General features: G+C 71.6%; 23 protein-coding genes. 15 read left to right on the top strand and 8 right to left on the bottom strand.

What is annotated here, in order from left to right:
* The 9 genes from OJ997_RS32895 to OJ997_RS32855 all read left to right on the top strand — a co-directional run.
* A partial coding sequence (locus OJ997_RS32895; RefSeq protein WP_270029647.1) for a glycosyltransferase occupies positions 1 to 1,645 on the top strand: 1,645 nt, incomplete at its 5' end.
* A gap of 12 nt (positions 1,646 to 1,657) precedes the next feature.
* On the top strand, positions 1,658 to 1,930 hold the full coding sequence (locus OJ997_RS37970) for a hypothetical protein (RefSeq protein ID WP_270029646.1): 273 nt from the start codon (positions 1,658 to 1,660) through the stop codon (positions 1,928 to 1,930).
* Complete coding sequence (locus OJ997_RS32885; RefSeq protein WP_270029645.1) at positions 1,927 to 4,005, top strand: rhamnosyltransferase WsaF family glycosyltransferase; 2,079 nt, start codon at positions 1,927 to 1,929, stop codon at positions 4,003 to 4,005. The genes OJ997_RS37970 and OJ997_RS32885 overlap by 4 nt, the downstream gene beginning before the upstream one ends.
* Positions 4,006 to 4,077: 72 nt before the next feature.
* Positions 4,078 to 4,830, top strand: coding sequence for a glycosyltransferase family 2 protein (locus OJ997_RS32880; protein WP_270029644.1), 753 nt, complete (start codon positions 4,078 to 4,080; stop codon positions 4,828 to 4,830).
* Positions 4,830 to 5,231 carry a DUF2304 domain-containing protein gene (locus OJ997_RS32875; RefSeq protein WP_270029643.1) on the top strand — a complete coding sequence of 134 codons (402 nt, stop codon included), beginning with the start codon at positions 4,830 to 4,832 and terminating at the stop codon, positions 5,229 to 5,231. Before OJ997_RS32880 ends, OJ997_RS32875 begins: the two co-directional genes overlap by 1 nt.
* A 2-nt stretch (positions 5,232 to 5,233) precedes the next feature.
* On the top strand, positions 5,234 to 6,268 hold the full coding sequence (locus tag OJ997_RS32870) for a glycosyltransferase (RefSeq protein WP_270029642.1): 1,035 nt from the start codon (positions 5,234 to 5,236) through the stop codon (positions 6,266 to 6,268).
* The gene (locus OJ997_RS32865; RefSeq protein WP_270029641.1) at positions 6,261 to 7,763 is read left to right on the top strand and encodes a DUF2142 domain-containing protein; all 1,503 of its coding nucleotides are present in this window, start codon (positions 6,261 to 6,263) and stop codon (positions 7,761 to 7,763) included. Before OJ997_RS32870 ends, OJ997_RS32865 begins: the two co-directional genes overlap by 8 nt.
* Positions 7,756 to 8,427 carry a hypothetical protein gene (locus OJ997_RS32860; protein WP_270029639.1) on the top strand — a complete coding sequence of 224 codons (672 nt, stop codon included), beginning with the start codon at positions 7,756 to 7,758 and terminating at the stop codon, positions 8,425 to 8,427. Before OJ997_RS32865 ends, OJ997_RS32860 begins: the two co-directional genes overlap by 8 nt.
* The gene (locus OJ997_RS32855; protein WP_270029638.1) at positions 8,427 to 9,557 is read left to right on the top strand and encodes a glycosyltransferase family 4 protein; all 1,131 of its coding nucleotides are present in this window, start codon (positions 8,427 to 8,429) and stop codon (positions 9,555 to 9,557) included. The genes OJ997_RS32860 and OJ997_RS32855 overlap by 1 nt, the downstream gene beginning before the upstream one ends.
* Here OJ997_RS32855 and OJ997_RS32850 read toward each other — a convergent pair.
* Genes OJ997_RS32850 through OJ997_RS32835 form a run of 4 tightly spaced genes read right to left on the bottom strand, consistent with a single transcriptional unit; the run spans position 9,545 to position 13,781 of the window.
* Positions 9,545 to 10,633: a glycosyltransferase family 4 protein gene (locus OJ997_RS32850; RefSeq protein WP_270029637.1), complete on the bottom strand. Its 1,089-nt coding sequence runs from the start codon at positions 10,631 to 10,633 to the stop codon at positions 9,545 to 9,547. The two genes, OJ997_RS32855 and OJ997_RS32850, sit on opposite strands and share 13 nt — an antisense overlap.
* Entirely contained in the window at positions 10,630 to 11,460 is an 831-nt protein-coding gene (locus tag OJ997_RS32845; RefSeq protein ID WP_270029636.1) for a class I SAM-dependent methyltransferase, read from the bottom strand. The genes OJ997_RS32850 and OJ997_RS32845 overlap by 4 nt, the downstream gene beginning before the upstream one ends.
* A gap of 13 nt (positions 11,461 to 11,473) precedes the next feature.
* Positions 11,474 to 12,946, bottom strand: coding sequence for an oligosaccharide flippase family protein (locus tag OJ997_RS32840; protein WP_270029634.1), 1,473 nt, complete (start codon positions 12,944 to 12,946; stop codon positions 11,474 to 11,476).
* A gap of 28 nt (positions 12,947 to 12,974) precedes the next feature.
* Positions 12,975 to 13,781, bottom strand: a complete 807-nt coding sequence (locus OJ997_RS32835; protein WP_270029633.1) for a WecB/TagA/CpsF family glycosyltransferase — start codon at positions 13,779 to 13,781, stop codon at positions 12,975 to 12,977.
* Positions 13,782 to 13,899: 118 nt separating this feature from the next.
* Here OJ997_RS32835 and OJ997_RS32830 point away from each other — a divergent pair, with 118 nt between their 5' ends.
* Complete coding sequence (locus tag OJ997_RS32830; RefSeq protein ID WP_270029632.1) at positions 13,900 to 14,502, top strand: class I SAM-dependent methyltransferase; 603 nt, start codon at positions 13,900 to 13,902, stop codon at positions 14,500 to 14,502.
* Positions 14,503 to 14,511: 9 nt separating this feature from the next.
* Here OJ997_RS32830 and OJ997_RS32825 read toward each other — a convergent pair whose 3' ends face one another.
* Positions 14,512 to 16,089, bottom strand: coding sequence for a hypothetical protein (locus OJ997_RS32825; protein WP_270029631.1), 1,578 nt, complete (start codon positions 16,087 to 16,089; stop codon positions 14,512 to 14,514).
* Positions 16,090 to 16,336: 247 nt separating this feature from the next.
* Here OJ997_RS32825 and OJ997_RS32820 point away from each other — a divergent pair, with 247 nt between their 5' ends.
* From OJ997_RS32820 to OJ997_RS32800, 5 genes are read left to right on the top strand one after another with little or no spacing between them, the layout of a single operon-like run.
* On the top strand, positions 16,337 to 17,578 hold the full coding sequence (locus OJ997_RS32820; RefSeq protein WP_270029629.1) for a nucleotide sugar dehydrogenase: 1,242 nt from the start codon (positions 16,337 to 16,339) through the stop codon (positions 17,576 to 17,578).
* Between the two features lie 43 nt (positions 17,579 to 17,621).
* Positions 17,622 to 18,593 (top strand): NAD-dependent epimerase/dehydratase family protein, encoded by a 972-nt coding sequence (locus OJ997_RS32815; RefSeq protein WP_270029627.1) that lies wholly within the window; start codon positions 17,622 to 17,624, stop codon positions 18,591 to 18,593.
* 34 nt (positions 18,594 to 18,627) lie between these two features.
* Positions 18,628 to 19,137 (top strand): hypothetical protein, encoded by a 510-nt coding sequence (locus OJ997_RS32810; RefSeq protein ID WP_270029626.1) that lies wholly within the window; start codon positions 18,628 to 18,630, stop codon positions 19,135 to 19,137.
* 1 nt (position 19,138) lies between these two features.
* Positions 19,139 to 20,098: a GDP-mannose 4,6-dehydratase gene (gene gmd, locus OJ997_RS32805; RefSeq protein ID WP_270029625.1), complete on the top strand. Its 960-nt coding sequence runs from the start codon at positions 19,139 to 19,141 to the stop codon at positions 20,096 to 20,098.
* 30 nt (positions 20,099 to 20,128) lie between these two features.
* Positions 20,129 to 21,370 (top strand): nucleotide sugar dehydrogenase, encoded by a 1,242-nt coding sequence (locus OJ997_RS32800; RefSeq protein ID WP_270029624.1) that lies wholly within the window; start codon positions 20,129 to 20,131, stop codon positions 21,368 to 21,370.
* Here OJ997_RS32800 and OJ997_RS32795 read toward each other — a convergent pair.
* The 3 genes from OJ997_RS32795 to OJ997_RS32785 all read right to left on the bottom strand — a co-directional run.
* A complete protein-coding gene (locus tag OJ997_RS32795; RefSeq protein WP_270029623.1) occupies positions 21,367 to 21,780 on the bottom strand; it encodes a calcium-binding protein in 414 nt (137 codons plus the stop codon). The genes OJ997_RS32800 and OJ997_RS32795 overlap by 4 nt on opposite strands.
* Before the next feature lie 48 nt (positions 21,781 to 21,828).
* Positions 21,829 to 22,695: a hypothetical protein gene (locus OJ997_RS32790; RefSeq protein ID WP_270029622.1), complete on the bottom strand. Its 867-nt coding sequence runs from the start codon at positions 22,693 to 22,695 to the stop codon at positions 21,829 to 21,831.
* Between the two features lie 7 nt (positions 22,696 to 22,702).
* The coding region (locus tag OJ997_RS32785; RefSeq protein WP_270029621.1) for a glycosyltransferase at positions 22,703 to 23,146 on the bottom strand (444 nt) is incomplete at its 5' end.

The raw sequence follows: 23,146 nt of genomic DNA, 5'->3' as shown, positions 1-23,146 counted from the left end.
AGATCACCGTGGCCTTCGTGGACGCCGTGTACTCCCTCGCCACGCCCGGGACGAACGTGCCGACCGGACGCTGCGGCTGCGTCCACGCACTACGCGGCTCACGCTCGACTGCACGTGGGTGAGCGGCGCCGCGCTGGCCCTCGCCGGGCCGCTCGACGACGGCTTCGGCGAGCGCTGCTCCGAGCTCGGGCTGCTCCACGTGGTCGCCGACGACGTGCTGGTGCAGGGTGTCGACGAGACGGAACCGGGCGACCCGCTCGACCGCTTCGAGTACGGGGAGCTGCCGCCGCGGCCCGCGACGCCGCTGACGCGGGCGCTGACCTGGACACGACGCGTCGTCGACGGCCTCGAGGTGACCCTCGATGCCCGGATGCTGCGGACGCTGCGCTCCGGCAGCGAGGTCCAGACGCTCGCGCTCATCCGTGCGCTGCAGCGCACGGGCGGCGTACGTCTACGCGTGCTGCTCGACCACGCGGAGGCCGCGGCGGGGCTCGGTGACGTCGAGGTGCTCACGGACGTCGAGGGCGCCCGGCGCACGGCGATCGTCCACCGGCCCTACCAGGTGGCCGGCGCCGACGACCTCCTGCGGCTCGCCACGGTCGGCGAGCGGCTCGTCGTCACCCACCAGGATCTGCTGCTGTTCCACGACCCGTCCTACCACGCCTCCGCGGACACGTGGGCGGGCTACCGCCGGATGACGGCCGCCGCGCTCGCCGCCGCGGACCTCGTCGTCGCCTTCTCCGACCACGTCGCCGCCGACCTGCTGGCCGAGGACCTCGCCGAACCGACGCGGCTCCGGCGGGTGTATCTGGGCACGGATCACGAGCAGCCCGGCGAAGCGGTCGCCCCGGCCGGCGTCGAGGCGCTCGCGGGCCGCCCGTTCCTCGTCCAGCTCGGGAGCGACCTCCAGCACAAGAACCGCCCGTTCGCGATCGACCTCGTGCACGAGCTGCGCACGCTCGGCTGGGACGGCGGACTGGTCCTCGCCGGGCCCGGTGTCGAGCACGGCTCGTCGCTCCCCGCGGAGGACGCGCGCTCGCTCGCCCACGTCGTCCGGCTCGGCTCCGTCAGCGACGCGGAGCGCCGCTGGCTCTACCAGGAGGCCGCCGCGGTCGCGTTCCCGTCGACCAACGAGGGGTTCGGCCTGGTCCCGTTCGAGGCCGCCGCCGCGGGCACGCCGCCGCTCGTCGCACCGGTCAGCGTGATGCGGGAGCTGCTCGGCGACGCGCTCGCGCTGCTCGTTCCGTGGGACCCCGCCGCGAGCGCGCGCCGGGTGCTGCCCGTGCTCGGTGACCCGGAGGCGCACGTCCGTGCGGTGCGGGCCGCCGGCGCCCGGCTGACCTGGGACGACACCGCCCGGCAGTTGCTCGAGCTCTACGACGAGACGCTGACCCTGCCCGCGCGCGCTGCCGCGGTCCAGGCGTTCCAGGCCCTCGCGGCCGAGGCGCGGCGCGGGCACTGGGAAGGCACGTACTGGGCGCTGCGCGAGGAGCTCGGCCCGACGGGCCTCGGCCTGGTCGGCGCCGACGGCGCGCTGCCGGACGACGCCCAGCGGACGCTCGCGGCGCTGCTCGGGCGCCGCGCGACGCGTGAGGCCACGCTGCGCACGCTGCGCGCGGCGGGGAAGCTCGGGCGCACGCGCTAGCGTTCTCGCGCGGTGAACGCCGACCTCACGACCGACGAGCGAGCCGAGCTCGAAACCCTGCGCACGCGCGTCGCGCAGCTCGAACGCGAGCGCGCCGAGCAGATCGCCGCGGCCAACGCCGCCGTCGCCGCCGCGCAGGAGCGCGCGTACTGGCTGGACCGCTGGCACCTGGACCTCAACGCGCTGATGGCCAAGCCCGGAGCAGCCGAGTTCCGGGGCGCGATCCGCATCACGCGCGGCGTGATCCGCCGCATCCGGCTGCTCAAGCGCAAGCTGATCCGGTGACGCCGACCTTCTCGGTCATCGTGCCCGTGCTCGACGGGGCGGACTTCCTGCCGGAGCTGCTGGAGAGCGTGCACGCGCAGGGTCGCGAGGTGGAGCTGCTGGTCGTCGACTCGGGGTCGAGCGACGGCTCGCCGCAGATCGCCCGCGCGGCCGGCGCGACCGTGATCGAGATCCCGAACGCGGAGTTCGGCCACGCCCGCACGCGCAACTTCGCCGCCGAGCGCACGCGCGGCGAGCTGATCGTCTTCCTCACGCAGGACGCGACGCCGCTCGGAGGCTGGCTGGACGCGTACGCGGACGCCTTCGCGCTCGGCCCCGAGGTCGGCGCGGCGTTCGGCCCGCACCGCCCGCGGCCGGACACGTCGGTGATGATCGCCCGCGAGCTCGTCGAGTTCTTCGCCACCTTCGCTCCGGACGGCCGTCCGACGATCCTCACGGACGAGCAGATGTTCCTGTCCAACGTCAACGCCGCGTACCGGCGCGCGTGCTGGGAGCAGGTGCGCTTCCCGGACGTCGCCTACGCCGAGGACCAGGCGTTCGCGCGGGCGATGGCCGCGCACGGCTGGCAGCGCGTCTACCACCCGGACGCCGCCGTGCTGCACGCCCACGACTACTCCCCGGTCGGGTTCGCGCGCCGCTATTTCGACGAGTACCGCGGCCTCTACGAGACGAGCGGGCACGTGGAGCGGATCGGCGTGCGCTCGACCGTCCGCGACGTGAAGGCGCTCGTGGCCGCCGACCGCCGCTGGATGGACGAGCAGGCCTGGCCCACGCGCCGGCGCTCCGCCGCCACGGGCCGCTCGGCCGTCCACCACACCACGCGCAAGCTGGCGTCCGCGCTGGGGTCGCAGGCGCACAAGCTGCCCGACGGCGCGCAGCGGGCGCTCTCGCTCGAGCGGCGCGGAGCCGCCGCCGCTCCCAGCGCGCCCAAACCGACCGTCCCGCAGCCCGCTCGCGCCGCCGCGGTCCACCGGGCGATCTCCGAGTTCGCCCGCGAGGGCGCGCTGCCGTTGCTGGACCCGATCCCGGGCCTGGACGAGGCGGAGTCGCTGCACATCGCCGTCGTGATCCCCCCGTTCCGGCGCGGCAGCGGCGGCCACTCGACGATCTACAACCTGCTCACCCGCCTGGAGGACCGCGGGCACACGGTCACGACGTGGCTGTACGACCCGATCGGCTACCACCGCGACGAGTGGCCGGCCGTGATCCGCCACAACCTGCGCGAGTACTTCCGCCCTCCGCGGGGCCCGGTCTACAAGGGCTTCGACCAGTGGTACGGCGCGGACGTCGTGCTCGCCACGGGCTGGGACACGGTCTATCCGGTGCTGCGGCTGCCGCAGTGCTCCGCGCGGGCCTACCTGGTGCAGGACCACGAGCCGGAGTTCTTCGCGACGTCCGCGGAGTCGCTGTTCGCGGAGCGCACCTACGGGACCGGGCTCTACGTGATCGCCGCGAGCCCGTGGCTGCGCGACCTCGTGCACGACCGCTACGGCGCCGACGGCACGTCCTTCGAGCTCGCCGTCGACCACACGATCTACCACCCGCGTGACGTGCCGCGGCGCACGGACACGGTGATCTTCTACGCCCGCGACGTGACCGCCCGCCGTGCCGTCCCGCTGGGCGTGCTCGCGCTCGAGGAGCTGCACCGACGCCGTCCCGACACGCGCTTCGTCCTCTTCGGCGACAACGACCCGCTGGCCACCCCGTTCCCGTACGAGCACCTGGGCATCGCCTCGCCGCAGGAGCTCTCGTGGGCGTACTCCGAGGCGCGGGTCGGGCTGTCGCTGTCGCTGACCAACTACTCGCTGATCCCGAACGAGATGCTCGCCTGCGGCCTGCCGTGCGTGGATCTCGCGGGCCGGAGCCTGGAGAGCGTGTACGGGACGGACGGACCGGTGGAGCTGGCCGCCGGGGACCCGATCGCGCTGGCCGACGGGCTCGAGCGCCTGCTGACCGACGAAGCCCTCTGGGAGCGCCGTTCACACGACGGGATCGCGTTCACCGCCGAGCGCACCTGGGACCGCGCGGCCGACGCGCTCGAAGGCGGTCTGAGAGCCGCGATCCGGTTCCGGTAGCCCCCGTCGGTACCCTGTGAGCCGTTCACCTAGGCGCGCAACTCTCCACCCCGCGCGCCGTTGGAGTCTCTTGTGACCAGGCATCTCGCCATCGTTCCCGCCTACAACGAGGCCGGCGCCATCGCCGCCACGATCAACGACATCCGTGACCACTCGGATTTCGACGTGGTCGTGGTCGACGACGGCTCGACGGACCAGACGGCCGCGATCGCGGCCGCCGAGGGCGTGCCGGTCCTGCGTCACCCGTTCAACCTCGGCATCGGCGGCGCCGTCCAGTCCGGCTACCAGTACGCGCTGGCCAACGGCTACGACGTCGCGCTCCAGGTCGACGGCGACGGCCAGCACGACGCCCGCCACATCATGGAGCTGCTCGCGCACCTGCGCGACACGCCGGGCCTGAACATGGTCACGGGCTCGCGCTTCCTCGAGCATGCCGACGGCGGCTACCGGTCCTCGGCTTCGCGGCGGCTGGGCATCCGCGTCTTCGCCTCGATCCTGTCGCGGATCACCCGCCGCAAGGTCACCGACCCCACCTCCGGCTTCCGGATGGTGGACGCGCGCGGCATCGAGCTGTTCGCGCGCGACTACCCGCACGACTACCCCGAGGTCGAGGCGGTCCTGCTCCTGCACTTCCACAAGCTCGAGGGCGCTGAGCTCCCGGTCCGCATGCGCTCGCGTCAGACCGGGGTCTCCTCGATCAACGCGCACCGCTCGATCTACTACATGATCAAGGTCACGCTGGCGATCCTCGTCGGCCTGCTGCGTGCCCGCCCCGTCGTCGAGAAGGGCGACCCGGCGGCCGTGACCGCCGAGCACTCGATCTGATGGAGTCGCGGATCCAGATCGTCGCCATCGTCGTCACGGCGGGGCTGTTCGGTCTCGTGTTCGAGCTCGTGCGAAGGCGCCGGCTGATGGAGCGCTACGCGCTGCTGTGGATGTTCTCGTCGGCGATCCTGCTGGCGCTCGCCGTCTGGCGTGGGCTGCTCGAGAAGATCTCGTCGGCGGTCGGCATCTACTACCCGCCGTCCGCGCTGTTCGTGATCGCGTTCGGCTTCATCCTCGTGATGCTGCTGCACTTCTCGCTCTCGACGTCCCGCCTGGCCGATCAGAACAAGGTCCTGGCCCAGAAGCTCGGCCTGCTCCAGCAGCAGGTGGACGAGCTCGCAGCCGAGCAGCGAGCGCACCGGGCGCAGTCCGAGACGCTCGAGCGGGCGTCCACGCGCTGAACGTGGCCACCGCCCCCGCTGTCGCCGTCGTCATCGTGACGTACAAGAGCGCGAAGGACCTGCCGACGACGCTCGAAGCGCTGCTCCCCCAGATGACCGCCGACGACGAGCTCGTCGTGGTCGACTGCGCGTCCGACGACGACCCCGGCGCGGTCCTCGAGCGCGTCGCGCCACGGGCGCGGCTGCTCGCGCTCTCCGAGAACCTCGGGTTCGCGGGCGGCGCCAACGCCGGCGTCGCGGCGACCAGCGCACCGCTCGTGTTCCTGCTCAACCCCGACGCGCGGGTCGCTCCCGGCGCGTTGGACGCCCTGCGCGCCGCCGCTTCGGAGCAGCCCACCTGGGGCGCCTGGCAGGCGCTCGTGACGATGCACGAGGGCCGCGAGGTCAATACGTCGGGCGGGGTCACGCACTGGCTCGGGTTCGGCTGGGCGGGTGCGTGCGGTGAGCCGCTGCCCGCCGTGCGGGCCCCGTACGAGACGTCGTTCGCCTCCGGCGCGGCGCTCATCGTCCGGCGCGAGGCCTGGACGGCCGCAGGCGGCTTCGACGCCGAGTACTTCATGTACGGCGAGGATCTGGACCTGGCGCTGCGGCTGCGGCTGATGGGCTGGGGCGTCGGCGTCGTCCCGACCGCGCACGTCGAGCACGACTACACCTTCACCAAGGGCGACTACAAGTGGTTCCACCTCGAGCGCAACCGCTGGTGGACGCTGCTCGGCGCGTACCCGAAGCCGTTGCTGGCGCTCCTGCTGCCGGCGCTGATCGTGTTCGACGTCGCGCTGCTCGCGGTCGCCGCGCGCGGGGGTTGGGCGGGCGCGAAGCTGCGCGCGCAGGTCGCGGTCCTGCGCACGTTGCCGTGGGCACTCCGGCGCCGTGGCCGCGTGCAGGCGCAGCGCACGGCCTCCACGGCCCAGTTCGCGCGTGGCCTGACCTCCTCGCTGGACTCGCCCTATCTCGGAAAGCCGCCGCGGCCGCTGCTGGCGATGCAGGCGTCGTACTGGCGTGGAGTCCGCGGCCTGCTGGGCGGCACCGGTGTCTGAGCTCGCGGTCCAGGACGGCGCCGAGACCACCGAGGCGCCCGTGCGTCGGCGTCGGGCGCCCCGCGCGCTCGTGGCGCTGATCGGCGCGTCGCTGCTGCTCGCGTTCGCGTGGGCGTTCATCTCACCGCCGTTCCAGGCGCCCGACGAGAACGCGCACTTCGGCTACACCCAGACCCTGGCCGAGACCGGCTCGTTGCCGGGCAAGGAGACCAAGCCCGCCTTCTCGACCGAGCAGGTGCAGGCGGGCTCGGCGTCCAACTCCGACCAGGCCGCCGCCCAGCGCAGCGTCAAGATGACCTGGGACCAGCAGGCCTACGACCGTTGGCTGACCGACGACGAGAAGCTCGGGACGAAGGGCCGCGAGGACGGCGGCGGCCTCAACCCGGCGTCATCCAATCCGCCGCTCTACTACGTGTTCGAGGCGCTGCCGTACCTCGCCACGAAGGGCTCGGACCTGTTCACGCGCCTGCTGGCGATGCGGCTCGTCTCCGCGCTCTGGCTCGCGGTCACGATCCTCGGCGCGTGGCTGCTCGCGGGCGAGGTCTTCCACCGGGACCGGCTCCTGCAGCTCACGACGGCCTCGCTCGTCGGCCTGGCGCCGATGATGAGCTTCGTCTCCTCCGCGGTGACGCCCGACTCGATGCTGTTCGCCGCGTGGTCGCTCGCCCTGTGGCTGGGGGTGCGAATCCTCAGGCGCGGCGTCACGGCGCCGTCGGCGCTGGCCCTGTTCGCCCTCACCGGCGTCGCGATCGTGATCAAGGCGTCCAGCTACGCGCTGCTGCCGCCGGCGCTGTTCGTCGTCGTGGTCGGGCTCGTCCGCCGCGGCGGGTGGCAGCCCGCGGTCCTCGCCCGTGTCGGCGCGGCGGTTGCCGCCGGCCTCGCCGCGACGGTCGGCGTCTGGTTCGTGCTCGCCGCCGCGCTCTCGCGGCCGGCCGCGGCGCAGGTCAGTGCGGCGTCCTCCACCTCGGGCGGCGCCGACCCGCGCGAGTTCGTGTCCTACGTATGGCAGTTCTATCTGCCGCGCCTGCCGTTCATGGACGACTTCCGCTCCGTGGCGCACACGATCCCGGTCTATGACATCTGGTTCAAGGGCGTCTGGGGCTCGTTCGGCTGGACCGAGGTGCTGTTCCGCAACCGGATCTATCTCCTGCTCCTGTTGGTGACGGTCGCGGTCGTCGTGCTCGCCGCGATCGAGCTGTGGAAGACGCGCGCGGGCTCGGACTGGGCGATCGGCGCCTTCCTCGCGCTCGCCGCCGTCGCGCTGCTGGGCGGGCTGCACTGGAGCGAGTACAACCTGCTCACCGGCGGCGCCAGCAACTTCAACCAGGGCCGGTACCTGCTGCCGCTGGCGGGGATCGCCGGACTCGTGCTCGCGTTCGCCGTGCGGCGCTTGTCGCCGGCGCGCCGGTCGATCGCCGTCGGCGTCGTCCTCGGCGGCCTGATGGTGCTGCAGCTCGCGTCGTTGTCGCTCGTCCTGACCCGGTTCTATGCGTAGCAAGCCCGTCCTCGCGCTCCTCGGCGTCTGCCTGCTCGGCGTGCTCGTCCTCGTCGTCATCGGGGCCACGTCGGAGCGTCGCGAGGCGTTCACGCTCGGCGTCGTGCCGTCGGTCGCGGTCGTGCCGCTCGACTCGGGTGAGTATGTGTGCCAGGCGCCGATCCAGATGCCGGACGACGCCGCCTTCGACCGGATCGCGTTCGTGCTCGGGACGGACGGGCGTCCGGGACCGGCGATCGACGTGATCGTGCAGCCGTTCCGCGCCCAGGGTGAGCTCGGCCGGGGTCGGCTCGCCGCGGACTACACCGGACGTGCCGTGCGGCACGTCGTGGATGTCGGGCACGTGGACACGGATCGTCCGTTCCAGGTGTGCCTCAGCAACGACGGCCCGCGCAAGGTCAGCGTGTACGGCAATGCAGACGTCTCCGCACGCGCCTCCAGCGCGAGTATGGGCCCCGTGCCGACCAACGCCGACATCGCCCTCGTGTTCGAGCGCGCGGAGTCGCGTTCGACGCTGTCGCTGCTCGGCACGATGCTGGACCGCGCGGCGTTGTGGCGCGCGTCCTGGGTGGGCGGCTGGTTCATGATCCTGCTCGCCGCGCTCGTCGTGCTCGCGGTCCCGGCGCTGCTCGTCCGCGCCCTGCGCGACGCCACCGATTCCTAGTGCGCCTCGGGCTGGACCTGCTGTTCATGGTCCCCGGCGAGACCGGCGGCCGGGAGACGTACTCGCGCGAGCTGTTGCGGGCGCTGCGCGAAACGCAGCCCGACCTGCACGTGACCGCGTTCCTGAACCGCGAGACGGCCGCGGCGGGCCCCGGCTGGTGGTCGGAGCTGCCGGACCGGGCGGTGGCGCTGCCGCGCGTGTGGGCGCGCAAGCAGGCGAGCTGGGCGCTCGGGGAGACGGTGGTGCTCACGCGCGCTGCCTCCGCCGCGCGGGTGCAGCTGCTGCACTCGCCCGCGAACTTCGGGCCGGCGGCGGGTCGCTTCGCGCGCGTGCTCACGCTCCACGACCTGATGTACCGCCTCCAGCCCGAGCTCGTGTCGAAGGCCGTGCGCGTGGCTACGGACGCCGTGCTGGTCCCCGCCGCCAAGCGCGCGCACCGAGTGATCACGGCCACGGAAGCCTCGCGGGAGGAGATCGCGGCCGAGCTCGGCCTGGACCGTGACCGGATCGTCGTGATCCCGCACGGCGCGCACCCGCCGCCCCGGGGCACACGCGACCTCGCCGCGGCGCGAGCCCGGCTGGAGGCGGGTACGCGGCCGATCGTGCTCGCGGTCGCCACCAACGTCGAGCACAAGAACCACCCGGCGCTGCTGGCGGCGCTCGCGGAGCTGGCGCCCGAGGAGCGGCCATTGCTGGTGATCGCCGGGCACGGGACGGACGAGCTGGCGGCGCGCGCCGCCGAGCTGGGCGTGGGCGGCGACGCCCGGCTGCTCGGCGCGGTCTCCGACGCCGAGCTGGAGGACCTGTACGCGGTCGCGACCGTGTACGTGACCGCCACGCGCCACGAGGGCTTCGGGCTGCCGGTGATCGAGGCGATGGGCCGTGGGCTGCCGGTCGCCGCGTCCGACATCCCGGTGCTGCGCGAGGTCGCGGGCGATGCGGGCTGGTGGTTCGCGCCCGAGGACCCGCGCTCGATCGCCACCACCCTCCGCTCCGTGCTGGCGGGCGGGGCCGAGGTCGAGGACCGGCGCCGGCGCGGGCTCGCGGCAGGCCGGAACTACACGTGGGCGACGACCGCGGCGCTCACGGTCGAGGCGTACGCGGCGGCGCTGTCGGCTCAGACGAGCTGACGGTAGGCCGCGACGGTCTCGGCCGCGCAGCGCTCCCAGCTGAACGTCGCGGCGCGCTCGAGGCCACGACGGGCGAGCCCGTTCGCCAGGACCGGCTCCGTCATGAGCCGTTCGAGGGCGGCGGCGAGCGCCTCGACATCCGTGGGGTCCACGAGCAGCGCCGCGTCACCGGTCACCTCGGGCATCGAGGTCGTGTTGCTGCTCACGACGGGCGTGCCGCAGGCCATCGCCTCCAGCACCGGCAGGCCGAAGCCCTCCGCGAGCGACGGGAACGCGAAGCACGTGGCGCCGGCGTACAGCGCGACGAGCTCGTCCTCGGAGACGAAGCCACAGACCTTCACGCGGTCGTCGGTGGCCTCGAGCGTGCGCTCGAGCTCCGCGCTGCTCCAGCCCTTTCCACCCACGAGCACCAGGTCGCAGTCGTCGACGCGGGCGGCGAGCCGCTCGAACGCGTCCAGCAGCGCGTTCAGGTTCTTGCGCGGCTCCCGGGTGGCGACAGCGAGCACGTAGCGGCGCTCGATCCCGAAGCGCGCGCGCAGCAGGTCGCGGTCGGCCTCGCGCGGCGCGAAGCGCGGGTCCGCGGCCAGCGGCGCGGTCACGACGCGCTCCTCGGGCACGCCGAGCAGCTCGATCACGTCCGCGCGGGTGGCGTCCGAGTCGGCCAGGATCCGGCCTGCCGCGCGCACGGCCGGCACGCTCATGCGGTGGTAGGCGCGTACGGCGGGCGTGAAGTGCTGGGGCATCCGCAGCCACAACAGGTCGTGGACCGTCATCACGAGCGGCGGCTTGGCGCTGTGCGCGGGCGAGCTCGTCGGGCAGTGGATCACGTCCGCGCGCGCGGCGCGCGCGCGATGCGCGAGGCCCGCGGGGTAGTAGGCGAAGTCGCGCCGGGCGACGCCGAGCAGGTGCTGGGCGCGGCCCGTCGCGCCGGTGCCGGGGGCGAGCAGGCCGACCACGTCGACGTCGTCGCGCGCCGCGAGCGCGGGCAGGAGCTGCTGCGCGTAGCGGCCGATGCCGGTGCGGTTGATGCGCGCGTGCGTGGCGTCGAACGCGACGCGCAGCGGCGCCGCGCTCACCAGCTGATCTCGTAGGCGTCGACGCGATCCGGGTGGCGGCGCGCGAGGTGGTCGCGCACCTCCTCGGGCGTCATCGTCTGCAACGCCTCGTACTGCGCGTTCCACGGGAACCGCTCGAGCCGGTCGGCCTTGTTGACGTAGCCCTCGGTATACGCCTGCTCGGGCGTGAGTGCCGCGTCGCCGGCGACCTCCGCCGGGACCAGGAACGCGTTGTTGTAGTGCTGCTCGACGATCGCGTACCCGTGGCGGCGGGCGACCTCGTCGGTGGCGACGATGCTCAGGCCGAACAGCTCGTCGTCGCGCCAGCGCCACGCCGGGTCGTACTTGACGCGGAAGTTGATCGGCGGCGGCAGCTTCTCGTTGATCTCGAGGCAGATGAGCCCCGGCCGGTACTCGGCCAGCAGCGCGTCGAGCACGAAGTACTCGTAGCCGTCGATGTCCAGGTCCAGGAAGCCGAAGTCCTTCGGGATGCCGTGCGCGTCGAGCAGCGGGACGACGTTGTCGGGGCTCACGCCCGCGCGGGCGAGCCCGACGTCACCGGCCGCGCCGGTCAGCGCGAGCGCGAGGAACGCGAACGCGCGCGGGTCCGGCTCGACGGCGAGCCCGCCCCAGCCGTCCTTGTAGAGCTTGTACGTGTTCGAGCCCTCCACGCCGTCGCTGGCGCCGAGGTCGACCGCCACGCGCTGCGCCTGCGGATAGGTCTGCAGCAGCCGCGTGATCACCGCCTCCTCGCCGAAATGCGAGAACTGCGGGTTGCGACCGACGCGCTCCAGCAGCACCTTGCGGGTGGACAACAGCGGGCGGATGAGCTCGTGAGGGACGCGCATGCAGCCGATCAGGCTAGCCATGCCGCCGCGCACGCAGCGCGGCCGGCAGCTCCTCCGGGACCATCTTCAGCACGATCGCGGCGCCGATGAACAGCGCGAAGCCGAGCGCGGCGGCGGCCGGTTCCCACAGGCCGGGGATGAGGCCGGGGGCGAGCGCGACGGCGGTGATCGCCAGCAGCCGCCACAGGAAGCCGAAGCGCAGCTCGCCCGGGGTGCCCGCGGTCCGCAGGCGCCACAGCAACAGTCCGGCAAGCAGCAGGTCGCCGAGCACGGTCGCGAGCGCGCCGCCCTTCGCGCCCCAGAGCGGGATCAGGACGCCCGCGAGCACGCCGAGCCCGACGAGCGCGATCGCGTTGACGACGATCAGATCCCGCTGCTGGTGCAGCGCGATCAGCGCCGAGTTCCAGAACTGCGAGAGGAAGATGCCGAACAGCGCGCAGACCTGGATCTGCAGCACGATGCCGGCCGCCTCGTACTCCTCGCCGCCGAGCACGGTCACGATCGTGTCCGCGGCCAGGACGGTCACGACCACCGCGAGCGCGGCGCACGTCAGGCCGACCTGCGTGATCCGCTGGAGCGCGTTGCGCAGCCGCTCGTGATCGTCGCGGGCGGCGGCGGTGAGCAGCGGCAGCGCGATCCCGGCGAGCAGCATCGGGGCCTGGATCAGCGTCTCCAGGATCCGGAACGACGTGCTGAACAGGCCCGTCTCGTAGCCGGAGGAGATCAGCGACATCAGCACGACGACGATCCGTAGGTAGAGCGTGACGAGCACGAACGCGGCCGCGACCGGCAGCGACTCGCGCAGGAGCGTGCGCCACAGCTCCAGGTTGCGGCGCGGGAGCACCAGCGTGCCGCGGCCGAGCAGCAGCGGCGTCGTGACGATCAGGATCACGCCGAGCGCGATCGGGACGGCGAAGAACGGCGTCAACGCCGCGCCGGCGGCCACGAGCGCCGCGATCCCGATCACGGTCACGACCTGCTTGGTGACCTCGACCGCCGTGACCCGGCCGTTCTTGAGCTCGACGACCGGGAGCAGCAGCAGCGTGCCCTGCCAGACCGTGAGCGTCAGGCCCGCGCCCGCCAGCAGCGTGCCGATCACCATCTCCTTCGGGTAACCCGCGAGCAGCGAGAACACCACGGCCCCGACCACTCCGAGCGGCGTGATCAGCATCCGGATCCCGAGCATGTTCGCCAGCAGTGCGCGCCGCTCGGGGCCGGGCGCGCGCAGCGCCAGCTCGCGGCTGCCGACCGCCGACAGGCCCGCGTCGGCGACGACGCTCGCGACGGTCACCACCGACATCACGGTCACGTACTGGCCGAACGCGACCACGCCCAGGTGGCGCAGCAGCAGCACGGAGGCGGCGGCGAGCAGCACGGTGCCGACCGCGAAGCCCGCGATCCGCATGACGCTGCCGCGGATCACCAGCCCACCCGCCTCAGGGGTGGTCAGGACGTCCGGGGCCGGATGCTCGGCGTCGACGCTCATCGGCCGCCCAGTGTGACGGCGGCGGAGGCTACGACCGGAGGTGCTTGAGGTACTGGCGGACGAACCCGAACACGAAGCGCGGGTTGTAGACCGCGTAGCGGCGCCACAGGCGGCGCGGCTCCTGCACCAGGCGGAACAGCCACTCCAGGCCGAGGCGCTGGAGGCGCGGCGGGGCCTGCGGGACGAGCCCGGCGTGGAAGTCGAACGCGGCGCCGACGCCGATGAGCACGGGCGCGCTCAGGCGCGGCCGCATCGTCGCCATCCACTTCTCCTGCTTGGGCACGCCGATCCCGACCCACACGACGTCCGCGCCGGTGGCGTCGATGTCGTGCGCGATCTCCTGCTGCTCGGCTTCCGTGAGCTCGCGGAACGGCGGCGAGTAGCCGCCGACGATCTTCAGCCCCGGGTGACGCAGGCGCAGCTTGCGCGCGAGGCGGGCGAGCGCCTCCTGGTCACGGCCGCCGTACAGGTAGAAGCGCTGGCCGGTCCGCGCGGCGCGAGCGCACGCGCGGTCCATCAGCTCCGGCCCGTACACGCGGTCGCCGAGCTTGTGCCCGAGCAGCGACAGCGCCCACACGAGCGGCTGGCCGTCCGGCACCGTGAAGTTCGAGCCCAGCACCGCGGCGCGCAGCTCCGGATCGTCCTGGCAGGCCACGACGGTGTGCACCGCCGCCACGCAGATGTACGACGGGGAGGACGCGCCCACGGCAGCGTCGATCCAGTCGAGCGTGTGCTCGTAGTCGGTCAGCGCCAGCGGCACATCGAGCACGGGGCTCGACGGCATCGGGGCCGGCGGCGACGCGACGGCGGCGTGGAGGATCGAATGCGCGGTCATTCAGAGGCACACAACGTGCGCGGCCCTGCAAAGTAGCGGGTCTTGTGGCGGCAGATGGATCGCGCCTTGCACGCACCCGCCATTTCGGGGGTGCGGCTCACCCGTCATCATGCGCGCCGTGAGTCTGATTCCGGAGCCCTACGCCACCCAGCTCAAGCGCCGACTGTTCCGCACGCCGGACTTCTACCGGCTGCACCCCTCCGGCCCCGGCCCGATCCTGGACGTCGGCTGCGGCAACGCGAAGTACGAGGGCGCCACCGGCATCGACATCTCGGCCGACACCCAGGCCGACATCGTCGCCGACCTCAACGAGTTCCCGTATCCCCTCGAGGACGACACCTACGCGCAGATCCTCTGCCAGGACGTCCTCGAGCACGTCAAGGAACCGCTCAAGTTCATGGCCGAGCTGCACCGTGTGGCCAAGCCGGGCGCGCGGATCCACATCCGCACGCCCCACTTCTCCTCGGTGCTGGCCTACGGCGACGCGACGCACGAGCACATCTTCTCCGCCATGGCCATCCGCACCTTCGAGAAGTCGCTCTTCTCGCACTACCTCTCGACGGACCTGCGCGTGGTCGACCTGCGCCTGGACTTCTGGGACCCGATCCGCTGGATCGGCGTCGCGGCGCTCGCCAACCGCTTCCAGGGCCCCTACGAATCGCTGTTCGCGTTCCGCTTCCCCGCGATGAACATCTCCGCGGAGCTCGAAGTCCTCAAGTAGGCGCGGGGCCTAGTTGTTCCAGGGGAGGAAGGACACGTAGGGCCGCGGCTGGGGCGGGAGCGCCGCCTTGATCTTGACGCCGATCTGCACCTTGATCCCTGGGTGAGTGGATCGCGCGTACATCGTGTTGACCGTCTGGCGCAACCCGGCCACGCCGGCGGTGAGCGCGGCGCACACGTACTCGACGATCTCAGCGACCGCCTTGGCCCGAGCTTCCTTGGCGATCCACTTGGAGATCGCCTTCGCTGCGAGGGCGCAGCTCGCGCCCTGGATGACGAGATCATCGAGGATGTCGATGAACTGCTCGGTCTTCGCCTGGTTGAGGTTGAACGTCAGCTTGAGCGGCGTCTTCCACTCGAACCCCGACAGCTCGCCGCTGTTGTCTGCGTCGTAGAGCGCGGCCTCGCCGTTCGCCGCCGCCCAGGCCAGGAGCCGCTCCTGGTCGTCGGGGGCGACGCCCGCCCACAACGACGTGTTGCTCCAGTCGTCCTCGGACTCGACGCCCATCGCCGCCAGCGCGTCCATTACCGCCATGTACTCGGTCGGCGTGTCGATGACGTGGCCGGCACCGCCGCTGTTGCCATGCACCCAGGACGTCGCGTACACGTTCGGGAGGTCGTCCGGGTGGACGTTCGCCCAGATGTTGCCGTTGTTGTAGCCCGCGCTCCCGACCTTGCCGCGCACGCACTCGAGCTCGGCGGCCAGCTCTGCTCGCCCGTTGACGTTCTGGTCGCACTGGACCGACCACGCGGCGATCACCGGCGGCGGCGTGCCGTCGGTGCGGATGACGCCGACGGTGTCGGTGCCGTTGCCGTCCCAGTCGCCGGCGATCGGGAAGCTGCCGGGGTTGCCGTAGGTGAACTGCCAGGTCGCCGCGCCGGAGTTGTTGGCGTTGCGGAGCATGAACTGGGAGTTGGCCGGGTTGTAGAGGCCGATCGTGTCGGTGCCGTTGCCGTCCCAGTCGCCGACGAGCGGCGACACACCCGAGTTGGGATCTCCGTACTGGAAGTGCGTCCAGGTCCCGCCGGAGAAGTCGTTGGACAGGTAGAAGCGCGACTCGCCGATCCGGTAGATACCGGGGGTGTCGGTGCCGTTGCCGTCCCAGTCGCCCGAGATCGGGATGTCGCCGACCCAGGCGCCGTAGGTGAACGTGTACGGGACGTACTGGTTGCCCAGGCTGTTGTTGAGCCACCAGCGGCGCGCGCCGTTGTCGTGGCGGATGGCGCCCTGCGTGTCGGTGCCGTTGCCGTCCCAGTCGCCGGGGACCGGGTGGTCGCCGTTGGTGCCGAACACGTTCGAGAACTCGCCGCCGCCGTTGGCGTTCGAGTTCCGGAAGTGCCACTCGAGGCTGCCGCCGCCGTTGACGAACGTGCCGGCGGGCGTGTCGATGCCGTCGCCGTTCCAGTCACCGACGATGGGGTACAGCGAGCTCGAGCCGTAGACGAACGCCGTGTCGGCGAATCCGGCGCTGTTGGCGTTGCGCAGCAGCCAGACCGCGTCAGCGGCCGAGGCCGCCGACGGCGCCGCCGTCGCGGCAGCGAGTGTCAGCACGGCGCCGGACAGGCACCGCTTGATCCATCTATTCATGAGGAAGCCCCCTCCACTGGGGCGATTTCAGACTTATTCGGTCCTCCCGACCGAACTGCGTTCAAGATAGAGCGAAAGACGCCGCACGGAATGTAGGTTCACTTACAAAGCGGACATCTGTGTTAGACAGCAGACATCGATCTATTGGGTGCACCGTGCGTGGCCGAAGGACAACGGTTCGACGGAGGGCCCGCTGGAGCCGTCCGCGTCATCACGACAACACCGATCGCTAGCCTCCCGGGCTGAAATGCGCTACGACGTGTGCGTCATCGGACTCGGCCGGATCGGCCTCCCGCTCGCGCTGAGCTTCGCCGACAGCGGCCTCTCGGTGCTCGGCGTTGACTCCGACCAGGAGCGGCTGCAGGCCATCCAGGAGCGGCGGATGCCGTTCAAGGAGCCGGGCACGGACGAGCTGATCGCGCGGGTCGACCTCGCGACGTCCAGCCGGGCCGCGGACGCCGCCGAGGCGCGGGCGATCGTGCTGACGCTCGGTACGCCGGCGCTGTCGCACATCGAGATCGACATCCGCGACATCCGCACGGTGCTGGACGACCTGCTGCCGCACCTGCGCGAGGGTCATCTGCTCGTGCTGCGCTCGACGGTCGCGCCCGGCACGACGGAGTTCGTCGCCGGCTACCTGGAGAAGCACCGCGGGTTCCGGGTGGGCGAGGACATCTTCGTCGCGCACGTGCCGGAGCGGATCGCGGCGGACAAGTTCATGGAGGAGATCCACTCGCTGCCGTGCATCGTCGGCGGCGTCGGTGAGACCTCCGGCGAGCGCGCGGGCCAGCTGTTCGAGCCGCTCGGCGCGCCGATCGTGCAGACGACGCCGGTGCAGGCCGAGCTGGCGAAGATCTGGACCAACATCCTGCGCTACGCGACGTTCGCGCTCCCCAACCTGCTGATGATGGACTGCGAGCGCTACGGCGCGAACGTGTTCGACGTCATCGAGCTGATCAACCGCGACTATCCGCGCGGCGGGATCAAGATGCCCGGCTTCACCGCCGGCACGTGCCTGCGCAAGGACTTCGCGTTCTCCGAGGAGCGCTCGAGCGCTCCCGGCATGCTGCTCGCCGTCTCCCGCGTCCACGAGACCGTGCCGCTGTTCCTCGTGGACGGCGTCAAGCGCCGGCTCGGCGGCTCCCTGCGTGAGCGCCGCGTCGCCGTGCTGGGCCTGGCGTTCAAGGCCGACACCGACGACGAGCGCGACAGCCTCTCGCACAAGCTCATCCGCCTGCTCGAGCGCGAGCTGGCCGACGTGTCGATCCACGACCCGGTCGTGGCGACGCCGACGAGCTCGTTCGACGAGGCGGTCACCAACGCCGAGGTGATCATCGTGGCCACCAACCACAGCGAGTACTCGACGCCGGAGGCGCTCCTCGCGATCGCCGAGGCGGCGCCGGAAGCGCTGATCGTGGACCCGTGGAACGCCCTCGGCACGGCGCAGGTCTTCGCGTACGTCGCCGAAGTCGCCGCGCTCCGAGCATGAGCGCCGCGCGCATCATTCACATCACTTCGGGGGTTCTCGCAGCATGAGTCGTGTCTTGGTCACCGGCGGCGCCGGAACGATCGGCGCCGCGGTCGTGCGGCGCCTCATCCGCGACCCCGAGTTCGAGGTCCGCGTGTCCGATCAGCGCGACGCTCCGCGCTGGATGCGCGAGGCGTGCGAGGTCCACCGCGGCGACCTGCGCGTGCTTGACGAGGCGCGCGAGGCGATCAAGGGCTGCACGCACGTCATCCACCTGGCGGCGATCGTCGGCGGCATCGCGAACTTCCACAAGCTCCCGTACACGCTGACCGAGGTCAACAACGCGCTGTACAACGGGATCTTCCGCGCCGCGCTGGACGAGGGCGTGGAGCGCTTCACGTACGTGTCGTCCTCGATGGTCTTCGAGAACGCGACGCAGTACCCGACGCGCGAGGACTACCTGCCCGAGTGCCCGGTGCCGACCTCCGCGTACGGCTTCTCCAAGCTCACCGGCGAGGTCTACTGCCGCGCCGCGCACGCCGAGCACGGCCTGCCGTACACGATCTGCCGTCCGTTCAACGCCTACGGGCCGGGTGAGATGCCCGAGAACGAGCCGGGCATCGCGCACGCCGTCCCGGACCTCATCCGCAAGTCGCTGCAGCGCCTGCACCCGCTGCCGATCTTCGGCACCGGCGAGCACACGCGCACGCTGACGCACGTCGATGACATCGCCGACGGCATCGTCACCGCGACCGCCGCGGCCGCGGGCCTGAACGAGGACTTCAACATCTCGGCCTCCGACGAGCTCACGGTCGCCGAGATCGCCAAGCTCTGCTGGCGGCTGTCGGGCAACGACCCGGAGGCGCTCGAGTTCGAGCACCTGCCGAGCTTCGAGGTCGACGTCGTGCGGCGCTGGCCGTCGGTCGAGAAGGCCGAGCGGATGCTCGGCTGGAAGGCGCAGATCGGCGTCGAGGAGGGCATCTCCCAGACGGTCGAGTGGCTGCGCTCGCAGGAGGCGCAGGATGTCGCGCGCTAGCCTCGACGGCCGACCCAACAGGAGGTAAATCCCGATGTTGAAGCCGAATGCCGGGCGCGCGCTGAGCGCCGCCGGCGCCATTCTGCTGTTGCTCTCGCTCGCACTGACCTGGTACCACGTCGAGCGCCCGGCGGGGATCGAGACCGCCACAGGCTTTGAATCATTCCCGAGGCTGCGCTGGATCGTGGCCGGCGGCGCTGTGCTCGTCCTGGCCACCGCCCTGGTGCGCCAGACGCGCCCGGTCCTGATCGCCCGCACCGTCCTCGGCGTCGTCGTCGGCGCCCTGATCCTGCGCCGGATCATCGATCCGCCGGACCTCTCGTCGCCCGTCCTCACGCAGACCGGCGTCTACGTGGGCCTGCTCGCCGCGCTGATGAGCGCGATCGGCGGCCTCGTGGACACGGGCCGTGAGCTCGCCGTCGTCACCGGACTGGCTCGCGCCCCGCGCGCCGAGCTGCCGCCCGCGGGGGACGCAGCCGTGCCCCGCTTCGAACGCACACCGAACCGCGCCCCGGGTGGCGCGACTGTCACCAAGGGGAGTTGAGTTGCCCAGCGCGCTGATCACCGGCATCACCGGCCAGGACGGGTCCTATCTGGCCGAGCTGCTGCTCGAGAAGGGCTACGACGTGCACGGCCTGGTGCGGCGCGCATCGACCGAGAAGTTCGAGCGCATCGACCACCTGAAGGACCGCATCACGCTCCACCAGGCCGATCTGCTCGACGAGCGCTCCCTGCGGGACGCGCTGCGCGCGGCCAAGCCGGACGAGGTCTACAACCTCGCCGCGATGTCGTTCGTGGCCGTCTCGTGGATCCAGCCGACGCTGACCGCGGAGTTCACCGGCGTCAGCGTGACCCGCATGCTCGAGGCCGTCCGCGAGACGTGCCCGGAGGCGCGCTTCTACCAGGCGTCCTCGAGCGAGATGTTCGGCAAGGTGCTCGAGACGCCGCAGACCGAGACGACCCCGTTCTACCCGCGCTCGCCGTACGGCGTGGCGAAGGTCTACGGGCACCACATCACGGTCAACTACCGCGAGTCCTACGACATGTTCGCGACGTCGGGGATCCTGTTCAACCACGAGTCCCCGCGCCGTGGCCTGGAGTTCGTGACGCGCAAGATCACGTGGCACGCCGCGGCGATCAAGGCCGGCAAGCGTGACGAGCTCGCCCTCGGCAACCTGGACGCCAAGCGCGACTGGGGCTTCGCCAAGGACTACGTCGAGGCGATGTGGCTGATGCTGCAGCACGACAAGCCGGACGACTTCGTGATCGCCACGGGCGAGACGAACACGGTCCGCAAGTGCGTCGAGGTCGCGTTCGACGAAGCCGGCCTGGACTGGGAGAAGCACGTGCGCCTGGACCCGGCGTTCCTGCGCCCCGCCGAGGTCGACCTGCTGGTCGGCGACCCGGCGAAGGCCAAGCAGGAGCTCGGCTGGGAGCCGAAGACGAGCTTCGAGGAGCTGATCCGCCTGATGGTGCGGTCCGACCTCGAGCTGCTCGGCGCGTGACATCCGGCCGCTAGCGTTGTCTTAGTGGCTATGAAGATCGGGATCGTCGGACTGGGCTACGTCGGCCTGCCCCTCGCGGTGGCGTTCGCGGAGGCGGGCTGCGACGTGGTCGGCGTGGACGTCGCGCCCGATCGCATCGCCACCCTGCGTGAGGGCCGCTCGCACATCGAGGACATCCCCGACGAGCGGCTCGCGCCGGTGCTCGAGCGGCTCGCGTTCACGACGCGCTACGTCGAGCTGCACGAGACCGACGCGATCCTGGTCTGCGTCCCGACGCCGCTGACGCGCAACCGCGAGCCGGACCTCGGCCCGCTGCTGAGCTCGGCGCGGGCGCTGTCGGGCGTCATCCGCCGCGGCCAGACGATCATCCTGGAGTCGACGACCTTCCCGGGCACCACGCGCGAGCACATGGTGCCGCTGCTGGAGGAGTCCGGGTTGCAGGCCGGCGGCGACTTCGCGCTCGCGTTCTCACCCGAGCGCGTGGACCCGGGCCGGACCGACTACACGCTCAGGACGACGCCCAAGGTCGTCGGCGGGCTCACGGCGGCGTGCACCGAAGCCGCGGTCGGCGTCTACGCGCCCGTCTGCGACACCGTCGTGCGCGTCTCCACGCCCGAGGTCGCCGAGCTCTCCAAGCTGCTCGAGAACATCTTCCGGTCGGTGAACATCGCGCTCGTCAACGAGATGGCGATGCTGGCCGACCGCATGGGCATCGACATCTGGGAGGTCGTCGAGGCGGCCTCGACGAAGCCGTACGGCTTCATGCCCTTCCAGCCCGGACCGGGCATGGGCGGGCACTGCCTGCCGGTCGATCCCTTCTACCTGACGTGGAAGGCGCGCGAGTACGACCTCTCGACCGAGTTCATCGAGCTCGCCGGCAAGGTCAACCAGCAGATGCCGTACTTCTGCCTGGAGAAGGCCGAGCGGGCGCTGAACGACGTCGGCAAGCCGGTGCGCGGCGCACGGATCGTCGTGTTCGGCGTGTCCTACAAGGCCGGCGTGGGCGACATCCGCGAGTCGCCGGCGCTGAAGATCATCCGGTTGCTGACCGAGCGCGGCGCCGAGCTCTCCTACCACGACCCGCACGTGCCCGAGCTGCCCGACTTCGGCCTGCGCAGCGCGGACCTGTCGGTGGTCGACGGGGCGGACCTGGCGCTGATCGTCACCGCGCATCCCGAAGTGGATCACGGCGACATCGCCGCGCGGGCACAGCTGACGCTGGACCTGCGCGGCGTGACGCGTTCGCTGGGCGCGGGCGCCCTGCAGCTCTAGCGGCGGGTGACCTTCTCGCAGTTCTTGAGGCGGTCCTCGGGGTCGGCGATGACCGTGTCCTTGCCGGTGCCGCAGTCGATCGTGTCGCGCTTGTCGTCGCGCGCGTAGACGATGTCGTCGCCGCTGCCGGCGTTGATCGTGTCCCGGCCGTCGCCGCCGTCGATCTCGTCGGCGCCGGCGCCCGCGTTGATGCGGTCGTTGCCGCCGTCACCGAGGATCTGGTCGGCGTGCTTGGTGCCGGTGAGCACGTCAGCCGTGTCGGAGCCGGTCATCTCGACCCAGCCGCCGGTCTTCAGGCACTTCGTGCTGCTCGACTTCATCTTCGAGCAGTCGATGTTCTCGGCGGAAGCCGGAATGGCGACCACCGTGGCGGCGACCAGCGCGGTCGCGACCGCAATGCGAATCTTCATGGAGTCCTTCCTTGAACCTTCGTTCAGCGCGATCCCTCGCGCCGCCCGTCACCCTCGTTTGTACGCGTTATACGACGGCTTCTTCTCGCCGTCGCTATCCATCAGTCCAGTGAACGGTGCGCCGAGCTCATCCCGCAGCTTGCGGTAGGAGAGCGCGGCCACGTCGCTGTCGGACTTGACCAGCTTGAACGCCGACGTGATCCAGGTGGCCTGCGCGGCCTGCGTGAGGCGGAAGTCGCCGCCCTCGGAGGTCGGCAGGGACACCGGGCTGAGCCACAGCTTGTGGTCGCCGGCCTGCTTCTTGAGCTTGTTGAGCGTGGACTTGGTCGGCGCCTTGCGGCCGGACGGGTCCGTGCCGAAGTAGTCCATCCGCGCGGCCTTCTTGCCCAGCTTCAGGCGTGAGTTGCCGTTGCCGCCGATCACCTTGTTCGACTTGCTCGCGGCCTTCAGCGCGGCGTACGCGTCGTCCAGCAGGCGCGGGTAGTCGGAGGCCGGCTTGACCGGACCGTCGCCGATCGCCCACGTGCGGACGGTCTTGTAGCGCGTGGCCGCCGCGGTCACGAAGTCCTTGAAGTCCGCCGCCTTCGCCCAGTCCGGCTTGCCCGTGATCGACAGCGCGACCTTGATGCCGCTCGCCTTGGCCTCGGAGATCGCGGTGTCGATCTCCTCCGACCACTCGTAGCTGGCGTCCTCGGGGTCCTTGGCGTCCAGCGGCTCCAGCACGCCGACCTTGTCCCACTCGAGCAGCATCTGGAACGTGGTCACGCCCAGGTCCTTGTAGATGGGGAACTGCGACTCCCCGTCGACCTCGATCGGACCCCAGATCGCCTTCTTCGGGCTCTTCGCGGCGTGCGCGGAAGCGGGGATCAGCAGGGCGAAGCAGAGCAGCAGGAAGGGCAGCGCGCGGCGGATCATGCGCATTTCAATACCTCGCGGGGGCGGAAGTTGCGGCGTACACGTCGGCGAGTTGGGCGGCGATGACCTCCGGGGCACTGCGCGCCTTCGCGGCCCGCAGCGCACGGTCTCCGGCGTCCACGTCTTGCCAGAGCTGTTGTAGCCGGAATCGCAGCGTTTGGACGTCACCCGCCGGGTACAGGCCCTCGTCCGGGACGGCCTCGGTCAGCCCGCCCGACGCGGCGGCGACGGTGGGGAGGCCGGCGGCCATCGCCTCCAGCGCGGCCAGCGGCAGGATCTCGGCGTAGCGCGAGGGCACGACGGCGACGGCGGCGCGTCGTCGCAGCGCCGCAAGCTCGGTGGGCGCGATGTGCCCCACGAAGCGCACGGACGCGGCCCGGCCGTCCGCGGCGGCGCCGCCACGCGCCACGGCCTCGCCGCCGCCCCCCATCGGGTCGCCGGCCGCCGCCAG

The organism is Solirubrobacter phytolaccae, assembly GCF_027587195.1.
GTDB lineage: Bacteria > Actinomycetota > Thermoleophilia > Solirubrobacterales > Solirubrobacteraceae > Solirubrobacter > Solirubrobacter phytolaccae.
Note: the sequence above shows the minus strand (reverse complement) of the source record. Positions and strands in the feature narration are given on the sequence as shown.